General features: G+C 33.1%; 19 protein-coding genes, 1 tRNA gene and 1 pseudogene. 9 read left to right on the top strand and 12 right to left on the bottom strand.

Annotated elements, in window-relative coordinates:
* Positions 1 to 107: 107 nt before the first annotated feature.
* Both OLM54_RS12305 and OLM54_RS12300 read left to right on the top strand, forming a co-directional pair.
* Positions 108 to 1,367 carry a putative DNA modification/repair radical SAM protein gene (locus OLM54_RS12305; RefSeq protein WP_264534915.1) on the top strand — a complete coding sequence of 420 codons (1,260 nt, stop codon included), beginning with the start codon at positions 108 to 110 and terminating at the stop codon, positions 1,365 to 1,367.
* Between the two features lie 5 nt (positions 1,368 to 1,372).
* The gene (locus OLM54_RS12300) at positions 1,373 to 2,152 is read left to right on the top strand and encodes a TIGR03915 family putative DNA repair protein (protein ID WP_264534914.1); all 780 of its coding nucleotides are present in this window, start codon (positions 1,373 to 1,375) and stop codon (positions 2,150 to 2,152) included.
* Between the two features lie 37 nt (positions 2,153 to 2,189).
* Here the strand turns inward: OLM54_RS12300 and map are convergent, their stop codons facing one another.
* Together map and OLM54_RS12290 are read right to left on the bottom strand one after the other, a co-directional pair.
* Positions 2,190 to 2,954 carry a type I methionyl aminopeptidase gene (gene map, locus OLM54_RS12295; RefSeq protein WP_264534913.1) on the bottom strand — a complete coding sequence of 255 codons (765 nt, stop codon included), beginning with the start codon at positions 2,952 to 2,954 and terminating at the stop codon, positions 2,190 to 2,192.
* Positions 2,955 to 2,975: 21 nt separating this feature from the next.
* On the bottom strand, positions 2,976 to 3,338 hold the full coding sequence (locus tag OLM54_RS12290; protein ID WP_264534912.1) for a nuclear transport factor 2 family protein: 363 nt from the start codon (positions 3,336 to 3,338) through the stop codon (positions 2,976 to 2,978).
* Positions 3,339 to 3,432: 94 nt separating this feature from the next.
* Here OLM54_RS12290 and OLM54_RS12285 point away from each other — a divergent pair, with 94 nt between their 5' ends.
* The gene (locus tag OLM54_RS12285; RefSeq protein ID WP_264534911.1) at positions 3,433 to 3,909 is read left to right on the top strand and encodes a GNAT family N-acetyltransferase; all 477 of its coding nucleotides are present in this window, start codon (positions 3,433 to 3,435) and stop codon (positions 3,907 to 3,909) included.
* 72 nt (positions 3,910 to 3,981) lie between these two features.
* Here OLM54_RS12285 and OLM54_RS12280 read toward each other — a convergent pair whose 3' ends face one another.
* The gene (locus OLM54_RS12280) at positions 3,982 to 4,392 is read right to left on the bottom strand and encodes a helix-turn-helix domain-containing protein (protein WP_264534910.1); all 411 of its coding nucleotides are present in this window, start codon (positions 4,390 to 4,392) and stop codon (positions 3,982 to 3,984) included.
* Positions 4,393 to 4,621: 229 nt separating this feature from the next.
* The gene (locus OLM54_RS12275; RefSeq protein ID WP_264534909.1) at positions 4,622 to 6,166 is read right to left on the bottom strand and encodes a serine hydrolase; all 1,545 of its coding nucleotides are present in this window, start codon (positions 6,164 to 6,166) and stop codon (positions 4,622 to 4,624) included.
* Between the two features lie 140 nt (positions 6,167 to 6,306).
* Here OLM54_RS12275 and OLM54_RS12270 point away from each other — a divergent pair, with 140 nt between their 5' ends.
* A complete protein-coding gene (locus OLM54_RS12270; protein WP_264534908.1) occupies positions 6,307 to 7,320 on the top strand; it encodes a sensor histidine kinase in 1,014 nt (337 codons plus the stop codon).
* Positions 7,310 to 8,008 carry a LytR/AlgR family response regulator transcription factor gene (locus OLM54_RS12265; RefSeq protein ID WP_264534907.1) on the top strand — a complete coding sequence of 233 codons (699 nt, stop codon included), beginning with the start codon at positions 7,310 to 7,312 and terminating at the stop codon, positions 8,006 to 8,008. Before OLM54_RS12270 ends, OLM54_RS12265 begins: the two co-directional genes overlap by 11 nt.
* Positions 8,009 to 8,031: 23 nt before the next feature.
* Here OLM54_RS12265 and OLM54_RS12260 read toward each other — a convergent pair whose 3' ends face one another.
* The gene (locus OLM54_RS12260) at positions 8,032 to 8,289 is read right to left on the bottom strand and encodes a hypothetical protein (protein ID WP_264534906.1); all 258 of its coding nucleotides are present in this window, start codon (positions 8,287 to 8,289) and stop codon (positions 8,032 to 8,034) included.
* A 206-nt stretch (positions 8,290 to 8,495) separates the two neighbouring features.
* A tRNA-Met gene (locus OLM54_RS12255) sits at positions 8,496 to 8,569 on the bottom strand.
* 153 nt (positions 8,570 to 8,722) lie between these two features.
* On the opposite strand from OLM54_RS12255, the gene OLM54_RS12250 reads away from it, so the two are divergent.
* Together OLM54_RS12250 and OLM54_RS12245 are read left to right on the top strand one after the other, a co-directional pair.
* The gene (locus OLM54_RS12250) at positions 8,723 to 9,115 is read left to right on the top strand and encodes an START-like domain-containing protein (protein WP_026727620.1); all 393 of its coding nucleotides are present in this window, start codon (positions 8,723 to 8,725) and stop codon (positions 9,113 to 9,115) included.
* Between the two features lie 55 nt (positions 9,116 to 9,170).
* Positions 9,171 to 10,010 carry an aminotransferase class IV gene (locus OLM54_RS12245; protein WP_264534905.1) on the top strand — a complete coding sequence of 280 codons (840 nt, stop codon included), beginning with the start codon at positions 9,171 to 9,173 and terminating at the stop codon, positions 10,008 to 10,010.
* Here the strand turns inward: OLM54_RS12245 and OLM54_RS12240 are convergent.
* The 6 genes and pseudogenes from OLM54_RS12240 to OLM54_RS12215 all read right to left on the bottom strand — a co-directional run bounded on the left by OLM54_RS12240 (position 10,007) and on the right by OLM54_RS12215 (position 15,806).
* Positions 10,007 to 10,567, bottom strand: coding sequence for a YqgE/AlgH family protein (locus OLM54_RS12240; protein WP_073396461.1), 561 nt, complete (start codon positions 10,565 to 10,567; stop codon positions 10,007 to 10,009). The two genes, OLM54_RS12245 and OLM54_RS12240, sit on opposite strands and share 4 nt — an antisense overlap.
* A gap of 128 nt (positions 10,568 to 10,695) precedes the next feature.
* Complete coding sequence (locus OLM54_RS12235) at positions 10,696 to 10,968, bottom strand: HU family DNA-binding protein (protein WP_042567273.1); 273 nt, start codon at positions 10,966 to 10,968, stop codon at positions 10,696 to 10,698.
* Positions 10,969 to 11,150: 182 nt separating this feature from the next.
* Positions 11,151 to 12,097: pseudogene (fmt, locus tag OLM54_RS12230) on the bottom strand (methionyl-tRNA formyltransferase).
* On the bottom strand, positions 12,097 to 13,992 hold the full coding sequence (locus OLM54_RS12225; RefSeq protein WP_264534904.1) for an ATP-dependent DNA helicase RecQ: 1,896 nt from the start codon (positions 13,990 to 13,992) through the stop codon (positions 12,097 to 12,099). Before OLM54_RS12225 ends, fmt begins: the two are co-directional and overlap by 1 nt.
* A 64-nt stretch (positions 13,993 to 14,056) precedes the next feature.
* On the bottom strand, positions 14,057 to 14,590 hold the full coding sequence (locus OLM54_RS12220; protein ID WP_264534903.1) for an ATP-binding protein: 534 nt from the start codon (positions 14,588 to 14,590) through the stop codon (positions 14,057 to 14,059).
* 298 nt (positions 14,591 to 14,888) lie between these two features.
* Entirely contained in the window at positions 14,889 to 15,806 is a 918-nt protein-coding gene (locus tag OLM54_RS12215) for a carboxylesterase family protein (RefSeq protein WP_264534902.1), read from the bottom strand.
* A 259-nt stretch (positions 15,807 to 16,065) separates the two neighbouring features.
* Between OLM54_RS12215 and OLM54_RS12210 the strand changes: the two genes are divergently transcribed.
* Complete coding sequence (locus OLM54_RS12210; protein ID WP_264534901.1) at positions 16,066 to 16,362, top strand: DUF493 domain-containing protein; 297 nt, start codon at positions 16,066 to 16,068, stop codon at positions 16,360 to 16,362.
* Positions 16,363 to 16,365: 3 nt separating this feature from the next.
* Positions 16,366 to 17,088 carry a DUF4290 domain-containing protein gene (locus OLM54_RS12205; RefSeq protein WP_264534900.1) on the top strand — a complete coding sequence of 241 codons (723 nt, stop codon included), beginning with the start codon at positions 16,366 to 16,368 and terminating at the stop codon, positions 17,086 to 17,088.
* The last annotated feature ends 61 nt before the right edge of the window (positions 17,089 to 17,149 follow it).

Genomic DNA, 17,149 nt, shown 5'->3' with positions numbered 1-17,149 from the left:
CAAAATTTGATACAATTTAGAACAGTCAATTCCAGAATCTTTCTGACTTAAAAGAGTAGTTTTGAGGTTAAACAAATTTAATTTCTTAACCACAAAAGAAGCTTAAAATGGTACATGAAAGAGTGATGGAGAAGTTGGCGATTTTGGCTGATGCTGCAAAATATGATGTTTCATGTTCTTCCGGTCAAAGCAACAGGAAAAACAAAAATAAAGGATTAGGAGATTCTTCCGGACATGGTATTTGTCATTCGTATACCGAAGACGGACGTTGTGTTGCTTTGCTGAAAATCTTACTAACCAATCATTGCATTTTCGACTGCGCTTATTGCGTAAGCCGAAAAAGTAATGATGTAAAACGTGCCGCTTTTACCGTGCAGGAAGTGGTTGATTTAACAATTGGTTTTTACAGAAGAAATTATATCGAAGGTTTATTTTTGAGCTCGGGTATTTTTGATAATCCGGATTATACAATGGAACGGTTGGTCAGGATTGCAAAGAAATTGCGATTAGAAGAGAATTTTAATGGTTATATACACTTAAAAGCGATTCCGGGAGCAAGTGACGAATTGCTGCAGCAAGCCGGAATGTATGCAGACCGATTAAGTGTAAATGTCGAAATGCCAACAGAGCAAAGTCTAAAATTGCTTGCGCCCGAGAAAAATCACAATGATGTGATTAAGCCAATGATATATCTGAAAAATGAAATTGTTGGTCATAAAGAAGAAAAAAAACTAAACTACAAAGCACCTGTTTTTGCTCCTGCCGGACAAAGCACGCAAATGGTTATTGGTGCAACCAAAGAAAATGACATGGAAATTCTTGGTATGGCCAATTATTTTTATGAGCAAATGAACATGCGGCGCGTTTATTATTCCGGATATGTACCAATAAGTTATGACAACAGACTTCCTGCAATTGGAACTCCTGTGCCCATGATACGCGAAAATCGTTTGTATCAGGCAGATTGGTTAATTCGTTTTTACGGATTCAACGTTAATGAAATCGTTGGATTCGATCAGCCAAATCTTGACCTTGATATCGACCCAAAATTAGGATGGGCGTTGCGCAATCTGAATCAATTTCCGGTTGACATAAATACTGCCGATTTAGAACTTGTAAAACGCATTCCGGGAATTGGTTATTTAGGCGCACAGAAAATTGTAGCAGCAAGAAAATTTAAAAAACTTGTTCCTCAGGATTTGCAAAAACTTGGAATTGCTTATACGCGTGCCAAATATTTTCTGGCATTTGCAACGCCATTTCAATTACAGAAAGATTTCACTTCCAATCAAATTAAGGATCATATTTTAAATACTCAAAAAAGTAAATACAAAAATGATTTCTCGAATCAACTTGCTTTATTTTAATCAAAATGACACAAGTAATTTACGATGGTACTTACGAAGGCTGGCTCACAGCGGTATTCGAAATTTATGAATATAAACTCGAAGAAATTGTTTTTTCCAAAAACGAATCTTCGGGCGCTTTGCTTTTTGCAAATACACATTTAGTTACAACAAATGTTGATAAAGCCAATCGTGTAGTAAACAGATTGAAAGAAAAGCTTTCTACAGAAGGATTTCAAAATGTTTATTGTGCTTTTTTATCTGAAATAAATGAGATAGAAGAAGTTTTATTTCGATTTGTAAAGTATGTATTTTCAACGTCAAAAAACATCGAAGAAGATTTAAGTAATAATGATGTTTTAGGCGTTAAAAAAGCTTCGCGTTATACAACAAAAGAAAGTCACAGAATGAAAGCCTTTGTGCGTTTTAAACTGGCAAAAGATCAGTTGTATTATGCAATTGTAGAGCCAGAATGCGATGTTTTGCCACTTATAGAAAGCCATTTTAAAAATCGGTATGCAGATCAGCGCTGGTTGATATATGATGCAAAACGTAAATATGGAATTTATTATGATCTTGAAAATACATCGACTGTAACATTACAATTTAATGCTAAATCTGATTCATCAAAATTTTTAGCCGAAATTGGGGATGAAGACGAAGAATTTTTTCAAAACCTGTGGCGAAATTATTTCAAGAGTGTAAATATTGAGTCAAGAAAAAACACAAAACTTCATCTTCAACATATGCCAAAACGATATTGGAAGAATTTAACAGAGAAAATTCCCGATATAAGAAAGAGATAAAAAAACGCTTGAAAACCTCTTTTTATCTCTTTTATATTTAATTCCAAATTCCATTCATTTCGGTCAAAATAATAGGTTTGCCGTTAGTAACAACAATCGTGTGTTCGTGTTGCGCCATATGTCCGCCTTTGTTGCCAACCATCGTCCAGCCGTCATTAAGTTCTACCGCAATAGATGAAGATGTTGAAATGAAAGTTTCAATAGCTACAACAGAATCTTTCTTAAAACGTCTTTGGTCAAATCTGTTTTTATAATTTAGCAATTCATCAGGCTGTTCGTGCAAACTGCGACCAATACCATGTCCGCCTAAATTTTTTATAACCTTGTAACCTCTTTTTTTAGCTTCGGTTTCTATAAGATATCCTATTTCAGAAATTTTTACGCCGCCTTTTATATTATCTATTGCTTTTTGTAAAATATCTTTTGAAGCATCAACCAGTTTTTGATGTCCGTTTTTATCTTCACCAATAACAAAAGAACCTCCGTTATCTGACCAAAAACCATCCAATTCTGCCGAAACATCAATATTAATTAAATCACCTTCTTCAAGAATTCTTTTATCAGACGGAATACCGTGACAAAATTCATTGTTCACGCTAATACAAGTCCATCCCGGAAAACCATAAGTTAAATAAGGTGCTGATTTTGCTCCTAAATCATTCAGGATTTTTCCGCCATAATCGTCTAATTCCTTAGTTGTCATGCCGGGTTTTGCAAAGTTTCTCATTTCTTTCAAAGTAAAAGCAACGGCTTCACTTATCTTTTTCATTCCTATTAATTCTGATTCTTGCTTTATTGACATCTTTTTTATTTTAATGCAAAATTAATTATTTTCAACCAATTCAATATCCATTGTTTTTATCAATCCGTCCTGAAAAGTGTACACATGTTTTACCATTCCATCAAACAGTAAACCACCTTGCAAATCTTTTACATTCTGATGCACTTTAACTTCCAGACTTCCGTTTTCTCTTTCATCAAAACCTACTGGTTCAACCTTAGGGTTTATTTCTGTCCATTGTCTTGTCCAATATTGCTTAATTTCGTCGTGTCCGCTTATGTAACCACCTTCCCAGGCTTTAGACCATTGCACATCTTCTTGCATTGTCGATAATGCGTTGTCTATATTTCTTTCGTTAAAAGCATTGTAGGCTTTCTGAATTGTATCTTCGAATTGATTTGCCATAATTGTGTTTTCTGAAAGGTTTAAATTATTCACTATTTTTGTTATTGCTAATATAACTAATTCATCAATAAATTTCTGCAAACCAAACCTAAACATGAGCATAAACAGCAAAAATATCTCGACCAGAACAGCAACAAATGCCGATTTGCCTAAGCTTGCTGAATTTCTTCAGCTGCTTGTTAATGCAGAACGCCCGTTTGATCCTACGTTAAAAGAAGGCGAAATATTCTATTATAATATAGAAGATATGATAGCAGATAAGGCCACAGAAGTTATGGTTGTCGAAAATAATAACGAAATTATTGGCTGTGGATATGCACAAATACGATCTGCGAAACCGTACCAAAAGCATGAATTATTCGGATATCTGGGTTTCATGTTTACAAAACCAGAATTTAGAGGAAAAGGAATTAACGGTTTATTACTTGAAGATCTAAAAAAATGGGTTTTATCGCAAGGAATTACCGAGGTTAGACTAGAAGTATACGATGAAAACGAAGCAGCAGTGAAAGCATACGAAAAAGCAGGCTTCAAAAAAATACTGACAACAATGCGCTGCGATATAAGTTAAAATAGATAATTTTTCAAAACAAAAAAAGAGACTCGAAAGTCTCTTTTGAATTTATATATCTTTTATAAAAAATTATTTTGCCTGCAATAATTTTTCTAAATATTCAATTTTATCTTTTTCGGCTTGCAACAAACGCTCGTAAAGTTTTTTATTTTCTTCTACTGATTCCATTAATTTATCTAACGGATTGAAAGTGCAGTGACTTCCAAAATTTACATTACTGTCCTTTGTATCTGTAAAACTATTAAAATAATTAATTGCAGCTTCTTCCGAAAAATTTTTAATTGCTTCTACCGTTACACCCAACACTTTTGCTACTTCTAAAAGTCTTTCATCATCAATTGTTTCGCTGTTTTCTATTGCTGATACAGTTTGTTGAGATATTCCTAAAGCTTGCGCCAAAGCTTCTTGCTTCATATCTTTCAGTTCACGAATACGGCTAATTTTTCGCCCTATATGACTTGGTTTTGTTAGTGTGCTCATAGTTCAAAGATATTCAAAATTCTTTAAAAATTTTCAGGTTTGGTAAAACACATTGCTGCATTTGTAAAATACATTTTCATAATTTAAATATGAAAATCTTATGTTTTATATATTCAAACAAAAATACAATTTTTCTCACATGTAATGATATTGTAAACAAATTACTTGAAAAAAGCCTGATTTTAAAAAGTAATAAAAATTGAAATTCATAAAATCAAATTAATATAAACTAATTCTCTTTAAGTAATTGCGCCAGTTTTTGTTTTCCTTCTTCATTATCCGGATTAAGAATAATTGATTTTTTGTACATCATAATCGCTTCTTCATTTTTGCCTGAATCCATTAATAATTGCGCATAACTGTCATACGTATTAAAACTGTCCGGAAATAAAAAAGTGGCCAGTTTAAAAGTTTCCAGAGCTAATTCCTGATGACCTTCAAAAGCAGACATGTAAAAAAGATTATATCCGAGTTCGTTCATTTCCCATTCACTAAAATAATACTTTTTATCTCCTTTATTGGCGTTTAAAACTGCGGCTGCATAATCGGCGCCGTTTTTTACCAGCGCCGTTCCATAAAGCGTCACAAGAGATTTTGAAGTTCGTAATTCCAAAGGCTCTTTTTCATTTAAAATGGCTATTGAAGAAGTTAGAAATCGTCCAAATTCACTTCCGGCAGTAGTATCAAACCCAATAATAACCTGATTTTTAGCTATATTATGCCAGTAAAATGTCGCGAGCCCAATTTTATAACCGCCATGTCCCACAGATTTTCCGTATAAAGGCTGATCAAATATTTCCCAACCCAGTCCGTAAGTCATTTTTCCTTCACCATCAAGCGTATCCATTTTGCCATAATAATTGCTTCCATTATTGAGCATTAATGGAGTCAGGGCTTCTGTAACTGATTTTGGTTTTAATAATTTACCATTAAAAAATGCGGTATCAAAAAGTAAAAGATCTGTCGTTGTTGTCATTATATTTCCTTGTCCAACGGTGCCTTTGTTGTTGTAATTCAAATACTTATATCTCAAAATTGAATCTACAGAAACATACGTACTATCATAACCTGGATGAGGTTTAGCCTGTGCCGTAACTGCCAGTTTATCTTTTTTATCAAAATCAGGATAACTGCTTAAATAACTATTAAACATTCTGGCTGGGCGAAATATATTTTTGTTTAAATAATCACCAAATTTTAATGTGCTTCTATTTTCAACAAGTAATGCCAGTAAATTATATTCGGTATTGCAATATTGAAATTTGTCGCCGGGTTTAAAGTATAAGCCGCGTTTCCATTTTTGAAGTTCAGGAATTACATTTTTGTTCGTTATAATCGTATCAGGAAAATGCTTTACAAGTTCCTCAAACAATTCAAGATCAGGCAAACCGGATGTATGCGTTAAAAGATGCCGAATTGTGATTTCTTTAAACGGAAAATCTTTAAAATATAAAACAAATGGATCATCAAGTTTAAATTTTCCTTTATCCCTAAGCTGCAAAACTGCGGTTGAAGTAATGACTTTTGAAATTGATGCCAGATTAAACCTTGAAATTGAGATACACGGCTGTCTTAAAGAGAGATTGGCGTAACCGGAAGAAAGCTCTGCAATCGTTTTTCCGTTTTGGGAGACAAGGATATTTCCATTATGTTGATTGGAAACATTAAGCGTTTCAAAATAATTTTCGAAATTAGAATTGACATTCTGACCCTTGCAAAAATGGATGGTTAAAGAGGCCAGAACCGTTACGAGATATAGAATAATAGATTTCATGATAGTGTTTAATTAATTCATTATCAAAGAAACAGCAAACATTAAGGCATTTTTAATTTTTTCGGTGAACACGGAAAAAACATCGATAAACACGCCTCCAAATTCTAAAAACAGAATCCATAATGTTATAACTTTGAGTTATGAAAAAAAAGATTTTTTTATTTACACTTGCATTTATAGTCTTTTATATGATGTCATTCGGAATGCGTCAACTTCCAAATCTGGTGCACGGTCGGTTTGACATTCCTTATGGAAGATATCATTTAAAAACCTGGCTTCGGTTTATCGTTGATATGATGCTGTATTATGGTTTGTCATTTGGCACTTATTTGGTGCTGCATCAGTTTTATCCAGTCAGAAAAATGCTGACGATTTTTGTCCTGATACTATTGCTTTCGGTTTCCTTTTTTTATCTAAGTTTTTTCTGGACAAGTTTTATCGAAAATTCACCAATCAGAAGCCGAAATCATTTTCATCTGGTTTCATTTACCGCAATAATCAATATTGCATTTGCATGTGTTTTTTATTTGATCAGATATTCAAAATATCGCGATTTGCAAAATGTGAAGCTGCAGCTGCAAAACAGACAAACCGAATTATTGTTTTTGCGTTCGCAGGTTAATCCGCATTTTTTGTTCAACAATCTTAATAATATATATTCGCTGGTTCTTGAAAACAGCAACCAGGCACTTCCTGCAATTAGTCATCTTGCCGAATTATTACGCTATATGTTATATGATGCCGGAGAAAAAATTGCATTAGAAAAAGAAGTCGATTATCTCGAAAAGTTCATTTACTTACAGCAGCTTCGGTTTGAGAAACCATCTGCAATTCAGTTTGAAATTGATATAAAAGATGGTCAACAGCTTTTGCCTCCGTTAATATTAGTTCCTTTTATAGAAAATGCTTTTAAACACGGAGCGATAAAATCAGATCAAATATGGCTGAAAATAATCTTAAAAAGTGATGCAGAACAATTGTTTTTTCAATGTTCTAATCTAACATCAAAAAACAACACAGATGCTGTAGGCGGAATTGGAATTGAAAACGTAAAAAAAAGGCTGGACTTGCTATATCCAGACAATCATAACTTAAAAATTGAAAAAGACAATGCTTGGTTTGCTGTAAAACTCATAATTAAAAATGATAAATAACAAACTTATAAAATGTATTATTCTTGATGATGAGCATCCGGCGATACGTTTGCTGGCTTCTTATGTAGCTGATACTCCCGGTTTTGTACTTGCTTTAAAAACAACCGAACCTACAGAAGCTTTAAAAGCAGTTTTGAACGGAAATGCAGATCTTCTTTTTCTGGATATTCAAATGCCGGAAATCAGAGGAATCGAAATAATGGAACTGATAAAAGAAACCGCCACAAAAGTAATTATAACTTCTGCCTATCCGGAATATGCTGTAGATGGTTTCAATAATGATGTTATCGATTATTTACTAAAACCCATAACTTTTGACCGTTTTTTAATAGCTGCCGAAAAAGCTAAAGAACGAATTCATAATAGTCTTGGCAGTTGTTCAGGGCATTTAATGCTAAGAACAGAGCATCGTCTTCATAAAACAGATCTTTCGTCTATATTGTACATTGAAGCACTTGGCGATTATTTAATCTTTTTTACTGCATCAGGAAAAATCATTACACTTGAAACCATGAAAAATATGGAATTGCTTTTATCTCCTGAACATTTTCTGCGTATTCACAGGTCTTTTATCGTTAACCTCAATTGCATCGATTATCTCGAAAAAGGCAAAATTGTTATTGGTAAAAAACGATTGCCAATTGGTGAAACCTATAAAGTAAAGGTTAGGACTTTGTTGGGGTATTAGTCAAAGTGATATAAATTAATTGTTTATTTTTCTTCTTCTAAACGATCAACAGCAGAAATCTGATCCAATATATTGGTTTGATTAGGCGAAATGTAGTTTTTTGCTTCAGCCGGAGTTTCTTTCTTAAAAAGAATATCTAAAGCATTATATAGTTTTAATAAAACATCTTTGTCTTCTTTAGCGATCTCTAAAGCAGTATTAAAATTAAAAACGTAATTATTCGAGTTACGTACTTCTACTTTTATCGTTTTTGATGTGATTTTAAATTTTACTATATCCATATTTATAACGTTTTAACTTTTCCGAATGTTCGAACATGAATATTAGCATGTTGAGTTTTATATGACACTAAAAAAGTACTAAAAAATATTTAATTATTAGAGTTATAATCTGATTATTTAAAATTTCGCTCTAATTTTTCATCCGGTGAAGAACTATTTTTAATAAAAAACCCCTAATCAATTGATGATTAGGGGTTTGTTTTTTGTAGCGAGGACGGGAGTTGAACCCGTGACCTCAGGGTTATGAATCCTGCGCTCTAACCAACTGAGCTACCTCGCCAAAATTGCAAGTGAACCGTGTTCCTCATTGCGGGTGCAAATATAAAAATAATATTAAAGCTTACAAGCATAAAATGAAGAAAAAAAAATATTTTTAAAAACGCATTGTTTTTGGACATATATTCTTATATTTCGAAAAAATTAAAAGTAGCACATGGATTCAAAAATACGTTACGAAATAGAGTTTCCAATAAATTCTTCGCCGCAATTATTATATCAATATATATCAACTCCGTCAGGTTTATCAGAATGGTTTGCTGACAATGTAAATTCAAGAGGTGAATTTTTCACTTTTATTTGGAACGATTCGCAGGAAAAAGCACGTTTAGCGTCTAAAAAAACCGGTGAAAAAGTAAAGTTTAAATGGGTCGATGAAAGCAGTAAGGATACTGAATACTTTTTTGAGCTGCATATTTTAGTTGATGAATTAACTAAAGATGTATCATTAATGGTAGTTGATTTTGCAGAAAAAGAAGAAGTAGGCGAGGCTAAACAATTGTGGGAGAATCAGATCTCAGATCTGAAACATCTTATTGGATCAGTTTAGTAAAAGTCTATTTTATGCCTTATATTTGCCCTGAACAAAATTCAGGGTTTTTTTTATGATCAATTTTAACGGAAACATAGTAGCGCAGGATGATAATGTATTAACTCAAAATCGTGCGTTTTTGTATGGAGATGGTGTTTTTGAAACACTAAAAATAATCAATAACAAAATCTTGTTCCTCGAAGATCATTATTTCAGGTTAATGGCTTCGATGCGTGTTGTTAGAATGGAAATTCCAATGAATTTTACAATGGAATTTTTTGAAGAACAAGTTTTAAAACTCGTTCAGCAAAATGAACTTTCTGCATCGGCAAGAGTACGAATTACCGTTTTTAGAAATGATGGCGGTCTATATTTGCCAAAAACGAATGAAATTTCATATTTGATTCATGCAACTGCCCTTGATAATACGAATTACCTATTAAATACAGCTTCTTATGAAGTTGATTTGTATAAAGATTTCTACGTAACCAAACAATTATTATCGTCTATTAAAACGACAAATAAAATGATCAATGTTACCGGAAGTATTTTTGCTCATGAAAATGGTTTAGAGAATTGTATTTTACTTAACGATACAAAAAATGTAGTGGAGGTATTACAGGGAAATTTATTTATGCTAACGGGCAAAAAATTGATCACGCCGCCGGTTTCTGAAGGCTGTCTGAATGGTGTAATGCGTAAACAAATTTTGGCTTTAGCGAAGAAAGTTGCTGATATAGAGGTTTCTGAAGAAATAATTTCGCCATTTGATCTTCAAAAAGCGGATGAATTATTTCTAACAAATGTAATCATGGGAATACAGCCGATAACGAAGTATCGAAAAAAGGAATTTAAAAATGATCTGGCTCATTTATTAGTGCAAAAACTAAATGAATCCATTTCTGAAAATTAATTCAGATATGGATTTTCAGGTGCATTCGACCAAATAACGTAATCTCCGCCCAACTCAATAATTTGTTCTTTCCAAAAGTGAGTGGTAGATTTTCCGATTATTTTATTTTTGTAATTATTATCAGCAATAATCCAGGAGTTGCCCTGCATTTCACTTTCAAGCTGATTTTCATCCCAACCTGTATATCCTAAGAAAAAACGAATGTTATTTTTATTTATAGATCCGTCGTTTATTAAGTCTTTGGTCGATTCAAAATCACCTCCCCAATAAATTCCATTAGAAATCTCGACACTATTCGGGATTAATTCTGGAATATTGTGAATAAAATAAAGGTTATCCTGTTCTACAGGACCGCCGTTATATATCTTAAAAGTGGCATCAATCTCAGGAATTAGGTCATTAATAGTATACTTTAATGGTTTATTAATAATAAAACCTATCGATCCTTCTTTGTTATGGTCTGCTAATAAAATTACCGATCTATTAAAAGATAAATCTCCAATTATCGAAGGCTCGGCAATAAGCAGGTGTCCCTTTTTTAATTTTTCTGAAATCATACGGCTACAATTTTTATTAAATTTAGTTATAATTTTTTTAAAAACCCAAATAAAATCGTTAAACCGCACAAAAAAACCCTCCACAAGGAGGGTTTTAATTATATTATAAGTTTAGAGAACTTTCTTACTTAGTTCACTGCACCTTCTAATTCAGCTCCAGCTTTAAATTTCACTACATTTTTAGCAGCGATTTTGATAGTTTTTCCTGTTTGAGGATTTCTACCGTCTCTAGCAGCTCTAGCTGATACTGACCATGACCCAAAACCTACTAATGAAATTCTTCCACCTTTTTTCAAAGTAGATCCTACATTTCCTAAAAATGATTCTAAAGCTAATTTTGCCGCAGCTTTTGTAATTCCTGCATCAGCAGCGATAGCATCGATTAATTCTGATTTGTTCATAATAATTAGTTATTAATTGTTGGTTAAAAAAAAAATTGTTAATACACAAATTTAATAGGAAATCCGTTCCTTGCAAGTGTTTTCTTTAAATTTAGCAAAAATTGTTAATAACTTGCTTTTTTTGTTCATAAAGCAGGTTGTTTGTCGACTAAAAAAGGGGAAAAACCCCCGTTTTATTGGCCTTAATAGACTTTTGCTTCTTCTGTAAAAGTGATGCCATTTAGTAATTCAGCTACTTGCATTCTCTTTTTCCGGGTAATTGTAAACTTAAAAGTAAAATATAACCATTCTTAATAGCGATTTTGATTTCTTTTTTGCCGCTAATTAAATTTCCAATTTCATGCGAATGCGATTCTGAAACCAATTTTGCTTCATATATTTTAATTGCTAATTCTTCGTTTTTGTCTTTCAAAAAACACCACGAAGCAGGATATGGACTCAAACCTCTAATTAAATTATTGATTTCGTCGCCGGATTTTGTCCAATCGATCTTACAATTTTCTTTATTTAGCTTGTATGCAGTTTTAATTTCAGCGTTATCTTGCTGAATTGTAGTGGTTACATTTCCGTTTTCGATAACTTTTAAAGTATCAATAACAGTTTCGCTTCCTAAATGCATTAATCTATCGTGTAATTCCCCGGCACTTTCTTCCGGCTCAATAGCAATTTCAGAATTTAAAATCATCGCACCGGTATCAATTTTATCATCTATAAAGAAAGTCGTAACACCCGTTTTAGTTTCTCCGTTAATAATAGCCCAGTTAATTGGCGCCGCGCCACGATAATTTGGTAATAATGAGGCATGAAGATTAAAAGTTCCTAAGCCCGGCATTTCCCAGACTACTTTTGGCAGCATTCTAAAAGCAACAACGATTTGTAAATTAGCATTTAAAGCTTTTAATTCAGCGAGAAAATTTTCGTCTTTTAAATTTACAGGCTGTAATAAAGTAAGGTTGTTCGCCAGTGCATATTCTTTTACTGCCGAATATTTTATTTTTTGTCCGCGTCCAGCTGGTTTATCTGCAGCCGTAATAACGCCAACAACATCGTAATTGTTTTTAATAATGGTATCCAGAATACCAACGGCAAATTCCGGAGTTCCCATAAATATAATTCTCAATTTTTCCATTATGATTTTAAAGTGTATTTATTATTTGATTGAATGGTAATATGATTGTTTTCCAATAATTCCTGAAGTACTAAAACAATATCGTTAGCATCCAGTTTTATCTGAGCCTGAATTTCTCTCGAAGTCAAAGCGGCCGATTTTAATAAATGCAAAATTTTATCTGCAATCGAATCAGCTTCTGTGATTTTTCCTTTTTGAGTAATACAATAGGAGCAAACACCACAATTTTCTGTTGTTTCTTCTCCAAAATAATCTAAAATCAAACGATTTTTGCAGGTTTTATTCTCCTTTATATAATGTAGAACAGATAAAAGCTGTTCTTTTTTCAGTTGATTTTGTCTTTCCAGATATTTAGAAACCCTGTTTATAGTTAAATCGTCTTCGCGAACTTCATTAAATAATATAGTGGCGTCGTTATTTTTTGATTTATAATCGATGATTTCTTTCTCTTTCAGTTTTTCTAAAACCGCAGCAACCTGTTCTTCCGTATGATTTGATTTTCTTGCAATTAAAGAAAGGTTAAAAGGCGTTTTCATTTCATAGACACCCGGATAAGTTCTTAAAATTGCCAGAATAATTTCTTCTTCATTTTGATTTAAACTTATATAACGAATCACTTCTTTTGATTCAATTAAAAACTGCATTGTAATCTTTTCTGAAAACTCCTGAGACATCGTAATAATTCCCTGCTGGTTTAAAAACTGTAAAGCGTTATATGTTTTTAAAGTAGGGAAGTCGTATTTATGGCAAAAATGATTTAGTTTAAACGAAAAAGAATCATCCAAACCTTCACCGTAAGCAATCTGAAAATAATTGCAAAGTTTAACATACATGGTTTTCAGAAACTTTTTATCCGGCAAAACACTCAAAAACTGCTGTTCGGTTTGGTTGGCGTCTGAATTATTATATAGTAAAACAGAAAAAGCCTTTTCGCCATTTCGTCCCGCTCTTCCTGATTCCTGATAATAATTTTCAATATTTTCAGGAAGCTGCGTATGAATTACGGTTTTTACATTGTCTTTGTCAATTCCCATTCCAAACGCATTTGTCGCCACAATTACCTGTGCTTGTTCAGACATCCACAATTGCATGTTTTTATCTTTTTCTTTAGCCGAAAGTCCGCCATGATAATAAGTTGCTTTAAATCCTAAAGATTGTAATTGCGTCGATATATTCAAACATGATTTTCTATTTCGTACATATATAATAGAAGGCTGTGGATTTTTCTTTAAAATTTGTTCCGTGCGATACAATTTGTCTTCCACTTCAAAAATCATGTATGCAATGTTTTTTCTTTCAAAAGATTGCTGAAAAAGTTTCGGATCTTTTAAGCCCAGTTCCGTATTAATGTCTTGAATAACCCTTGGAGTTGCCGTTGCCGTTAAAGCCAAAAACGGAATTTTAGGAAAGTATTTTTTAAGTTCTGAAATTTTCAAATATGCCGGACGAAAGTCGTGTCCCCATTGCGAAACACAATGCGCTTCATCAATAGCAATTAAATTGATAGGTAAATTTTTAATACGTTCCAAAATCCAATCCGATTGTAAACGCTCAGGCGAAAGATATAAAAACTTGTAATTTCCGTATTGGCAATTGTCTAACAGATCAATTATTTCTTCCGTATGAATTCCTCCGGTAAGCGCAATCGCTTTAATATCACGTTTTTGTAAATTCGCCACCTGATCTTTCATCAAAGCGATTAAAGGAGAAATAACCAAACAAATTCCGTCCTGCATCATAGCCGGAACCTGAAAACAAATCGATTTTCCGCCACCGGTTGGCAGTAAGGCAAAAGTATCCTGACCGTCTAAAACCGACTCAATAATTTCTTTTTGGAGCGGTCTGAAACTGTCGTGTTTCCAGTATTTTAAAAGAATTTCTTGTGCTTGTGGCATGGCTCTGGTTTTAAAGTTAAAAATTTAGAAATCAGTTCTAGTTTTACAACTTTAAACCGCCTGCCTAAATTTTATCTAATATATAAAGAATTCTGTTTTCAACCGTATCTTTTGGCACTTCAATTAAGGTGTAACCATATTTTTTGTACGTTTCAACAAGATGTTTCTGAATCGTTAATGCCTGTTCAAAATTTTCATAACGCTCTGTGTCGCTTTCGTAAATTTCTTCCCAAGGCGGTAAAATAAAAGTTTTAGTATATTTAAAATTCTCGCAGGCTTTTATAAAATGCTCCGGATATTCGTCGCCAATATAATCCATATATGCAACCACATCTGGAATTCCGCGATCTATAAAAACTACATTATCAGGTTCTTCAAGAGCATTTTTAAATTGTTTAATTCTGCCTTCAAGAAGCATTTCGCTAAACAATAAAGGTTGTTCCAGAAACAATTGTTCGATACCGCGCTGTTGCGCTTCGAGAGTAACTTGTCTTGAAATTTCAGGGTAACAGCAGTAGCCACGAGCTACCAATTCGTTGATAAGAGTAGATTTTCCCGTTCCCGGGCCACCAATGAGAACTATGATTTGTTTTTGCACTTTCGTAAAATAAAGCGCAAATTTACCTAAACTTATTGTATTTAAAAAGATTATTTTAACTAAAGCGAATGATTTCGTAATTATTATGATGCTGGACTAAAGTCCAGCTCTATAAAATAAATCGTTCCTCTGGAACTAAAACAAAAAAGAGTCAGAGACTCGACAAATATTTTAGGGCTGAACTTTAGTCCAGTTTAAATGTATAATGTAAAGATATTGGTTCGTAATAATTATAATGAGTAATTCGTAATACCTGTAAGGTTTTGAAAACCTTGCAGGAGAAGAAAAATCAATCTAATTACTCACAAAATAAATATTTTCCTGAATCCTTGCCTTTCTTCTCTGAAGGAATAATAATATGTGATTCAAATTTCTTTCCTTTCAAAACATCATTTACAAAATCCAAAACATATTGCTGTCCCTGATGAAAAAGATAACCTGAAAATTCATGACTGCCGCCGCAAAATGTAATCATTTCAATGTCTTTGTGTAAATTATTCATATGATTATAAACGGCATAAGACCCAAAAAGAATCAACCAGCCTGAAGCATTTGTCGGACAAGAACGGTGCGAACCTGCAGCGTAAGGAACGGTCTGGTCGTTATTTCCATGTGCCAATAACATAGGAATCGCTTTTTCTTTTGTAATTAAATTAATATCCTGAATTGCTCCGGAACCTCCAATAAAACCGGTGTATTTAAAGTTCTCCGGTAAATTACTTTTGTATAAATTCATCAGTTTATAATCCCAAAACGAAGCATGAAAACCAATTTCGGCACCAGCACTAATTCCCGAAATAAAGATTTTCGAAGCATCGAGATTGTATTTATTGGCATTTTCAATCAAAAACGAAGTTGCCTGCCACATATCGCTCACGCCAATTTGAATCGCTTTTATTTTTTCGGTTAAGGTTCCATTACAGCCAAAATCTTTTCCTTTCATATATAAACTGTACGAAATACTGGCAACTGCATAACCGTTTTTCGCCATAAATATTCCGAAGTCTTTTTCGCTTGTACGTTCACCGCCGGAAAATCCTCCGCCAAAAGCAAAAATGATTAGCGGAATTTTCTCGCTGGTTTTTTTCTGAGGCAAATACAAATCTAAATCCAGTTTGATTGTATCATTCTGAAAATAAGTCATCGTTTTGATTTCCTGTGACTGAATGTTGTGAAAAGTGAGAATTGTAAAAAGTAAAAAGATAATTTTTTTCATGGGATTGTGTTTTAATCTCGCAAAGTCGCAGAGTCGCAAAGAAAACGTTCTAAGTTTAAAAACTTTGCGACTCTGCGACTTTGCGAGAGATTTCGTTGCATTCTTTTCTCAAATATAAGATGAAATTTCACAAAGAAATAAAGTTACAAAGCTTTTTTCTTTGCACCTTTGCGCCTCTGTAACTTTGCGCCTTTTTCGAAAGAAAAAAATCTAAAATCTAAACTCAAAACCGTATATTTGCGTTTATTTTTAATTACGAATGGAGAACGATAAAGAAAAAAACACCGCCGAATTTTACGAAAGATTAAAGGTTGAGTTAGACAACTCAAATACTTGGCCTGCAGAATACTTGTATAAATTTATAGTGCCTACAGTAGCCGATAATGTTGAGCGCGTTGAAAAAGCTTTTGACAGTATGGGTGCGGTTATTAAAACAACAAAATCTAAAACAGGTAAATTTACCAGTGTTTCTGTAGATGTTACGATGAATAGTGCCGACGAAGTGATTGGCAAATACAAAGAAGTATCTACAATAGAAGGTATAGTTTCATTATAACTTATGGTCGAAAAATATAAAAAAGAAGTCGCGAATGACGTTGTTTTTAATTTAGAATACAATTCTGAAAGACAGCGTTTACTTATTCCGGAATATGGTCGTCATCTGCAAAAACTGATCGATCAGGCTACTATTATTGAAGATGATGAAACGCGAAATAAAGCCGCAAAATACATCATTCAGGTAATGGGAAGTTTGAATCCGCATTTGCGTGATGTGCCCGATTTTCAACATAAATTATGGGATCAGCTTTTTATCATGTCTGATTTTAAATTAAATGTAGAATCACCATATCCAATTCCTTCAAGAGATGTATTGCAGTTAAAACCGGATGTTTTACAGTATCCTCAAAACTTCCCGAAATACAGATTTTACGGTAACAATATCAAATATATGATTGATGTTGCCAATAAATGGGACGAAGGCGAAATGAAAAATGCATTGGTTTTGGTAATCGCCAATCATATGAAAAAATCATATTTGAGCTGGAATAAAGACACGGTAAAAGATGATGTGATTTTTGAACATTTATTTGAATTGTCAGGCGGAAAAATCAACTTGCTGCAAAGTACAGAAGAGCTTTTAAACACAACTGATTTATTACGTACCAACAAACGCATGTCGAATAAAATCACACCACCGGGACAACCAAAAATTCAAAGCAACAAAAACAATAAAGGTCCGGGAAAACCTAAGCCTTTCCAGAAAAATAATAATCAGAAGTAAAAAAAGAAAGGGTTAAGATGCTAAGGAACTAAGATGCTAAGATATTTAGCTTAGAACCTCA

The organism is Flavobacterium sp. N1736 (assembly GCF_025947065.1).
Lineage (GTDB): Bacteria > Bacteroidota > Bacteroidia > Flavobacteriales > Flavobacteriaceae > Flavobacterium.
This window is presented reverse-complemented; position numbering and strand designations above follow the sequence as displayed.

What these genes read in the sequence shown, in the direction of transcription:
- OLM54_RS12260 (WP_264534906.1), bottom strand. Translation starts at nt 8,289, where the DNA reads ATGGATATAGTAAAATTTAAAATCACATCAAAAACGATAAAAGTAGAA.
- OLM54_RS12235 (WP_042567273.1), bottom strand. Translation starts at nt 10,968, where the DNA reads ATGAACAAATCAGAATTAATCGATGCTATCGCTGCTGATGCAGGAATT.
- OLM54_RS12240 (WP_073396461.1), bottom strand. Translation starts at nt 10,567, where the DNA reads ATGATTTCAGAAAAATTAAAAAAGGGACACCTGCTTATTGCCGAGCCT.
- OLM54_RS12300 (WP_264534914.1), top strand. Translation starts at nt 1,373, where the DNA reads ATGACACAAGTAATTTACGATGGTACTTACGAAGGCTGGCTCACAGCG.
- OLM54_RS12250 (WP_026727620.1), top strand. Translation starts at nt 8,723, where the DNA reads ATGGATTCAAAAATACGTTACGAAATAGAGTTTCCAATAAATTCTTCG.
- OLM54_RS12265 (WP_264534907.1), top strand. Translation starts at nt 7,310, where the DNA reads ATGATAAATAACAAACTTATAAAATGTATTATTCTTGATGATGAGCAT.
- OLM54_RS12205 (WP_264534900.1), top strand. Translation starts at nt 16,366, where the DNA reads ATGGTCGAAAAATATAAAAAAGAAGTCGCGAATGACGTTGTTTTTAAT.
- map (WP_264534913.1), bottom strand. Translation starts at nt 2,954, where the DNA reads ATGTCAATAAAGCAAGAATCAGAATTAATAGGAATGAAAAAGATAAGT.
- OLM54_RS12245 (WP_264534905.1), top strand. Translation starts at nt 9,171, where the DNA reads ATGATCAATTTTAACGGAAACATAGTAGCGCAGGATGATAATGTATTA.
- OLM54_RS12280 (WP_264534910.1), bottom strand. Translation starts at nt 4,392, where the DNA reads ATGAGCACACTAACAAAACCAAGTCATATAGGGCGAAAAATTAGCCGT.
- OLM54_RS12275 (WP_264534909.1), bottom strand. Translation starts at nt 6,166, where the DNA reads ATGAAATCTATTATTCTATATCTCGTAACGGTTCTGGCCTCTTTAACC.
- OLM54_RS12225 (WP_264534904.1), bottom strand. Translation starts at nt 13,992, where the DNA reads ATGCCACAAGCACAAGAAATTCTTTTAAAATACTGGAAACACGACAGT.
- OLM54_RS12210 (WP_264534901.1), top strand. Translation starts at nt 16,066, where the DNA reads ATGGAGAACGATAAAGAAAAAAACACCGCCGAATTTTACGAAAGATTA.
- OLM54_RS12270 (WP_264534908.1), top strand. Translation starts at nt 6,307, where the DNA reads ATGAAAAAAAAGATTTTTTTATTTACACTTGCATTTATAGTCTTTTAT.
- OLM54_RS12285 (WP_264534911.1), top strand. Translation starts at nt 3,433, where the DNA reads ATGAGCATAAACAGCAAAAATATCTCGACCAGAACAGCAACAAATGCC.
- OLM54_RS12290 (WP_264534912.1), bottom strand. Translation starts at nt 3,338, where the DNA reads ATGGCAAATCAATTCGAAGATACAATTCAGAAAGCCTACAATGCTTTT.
- OLM54_RS12215 (WP_264534902.1), bottom strand. Translation starts at nt 15,806, where the DNA reads ATGAAAAAAATTATCTTTTTACTTTTTACAATTCTCACTTTTCACAAC.
- OLM54_RS12305 (WP_264534915.1), top strand. Translation starts at nt 108, where the DNA reads ATGGTACATGAAAGAGTGATGGAGAAGTTGGCGATTTTGGCTGATGCT.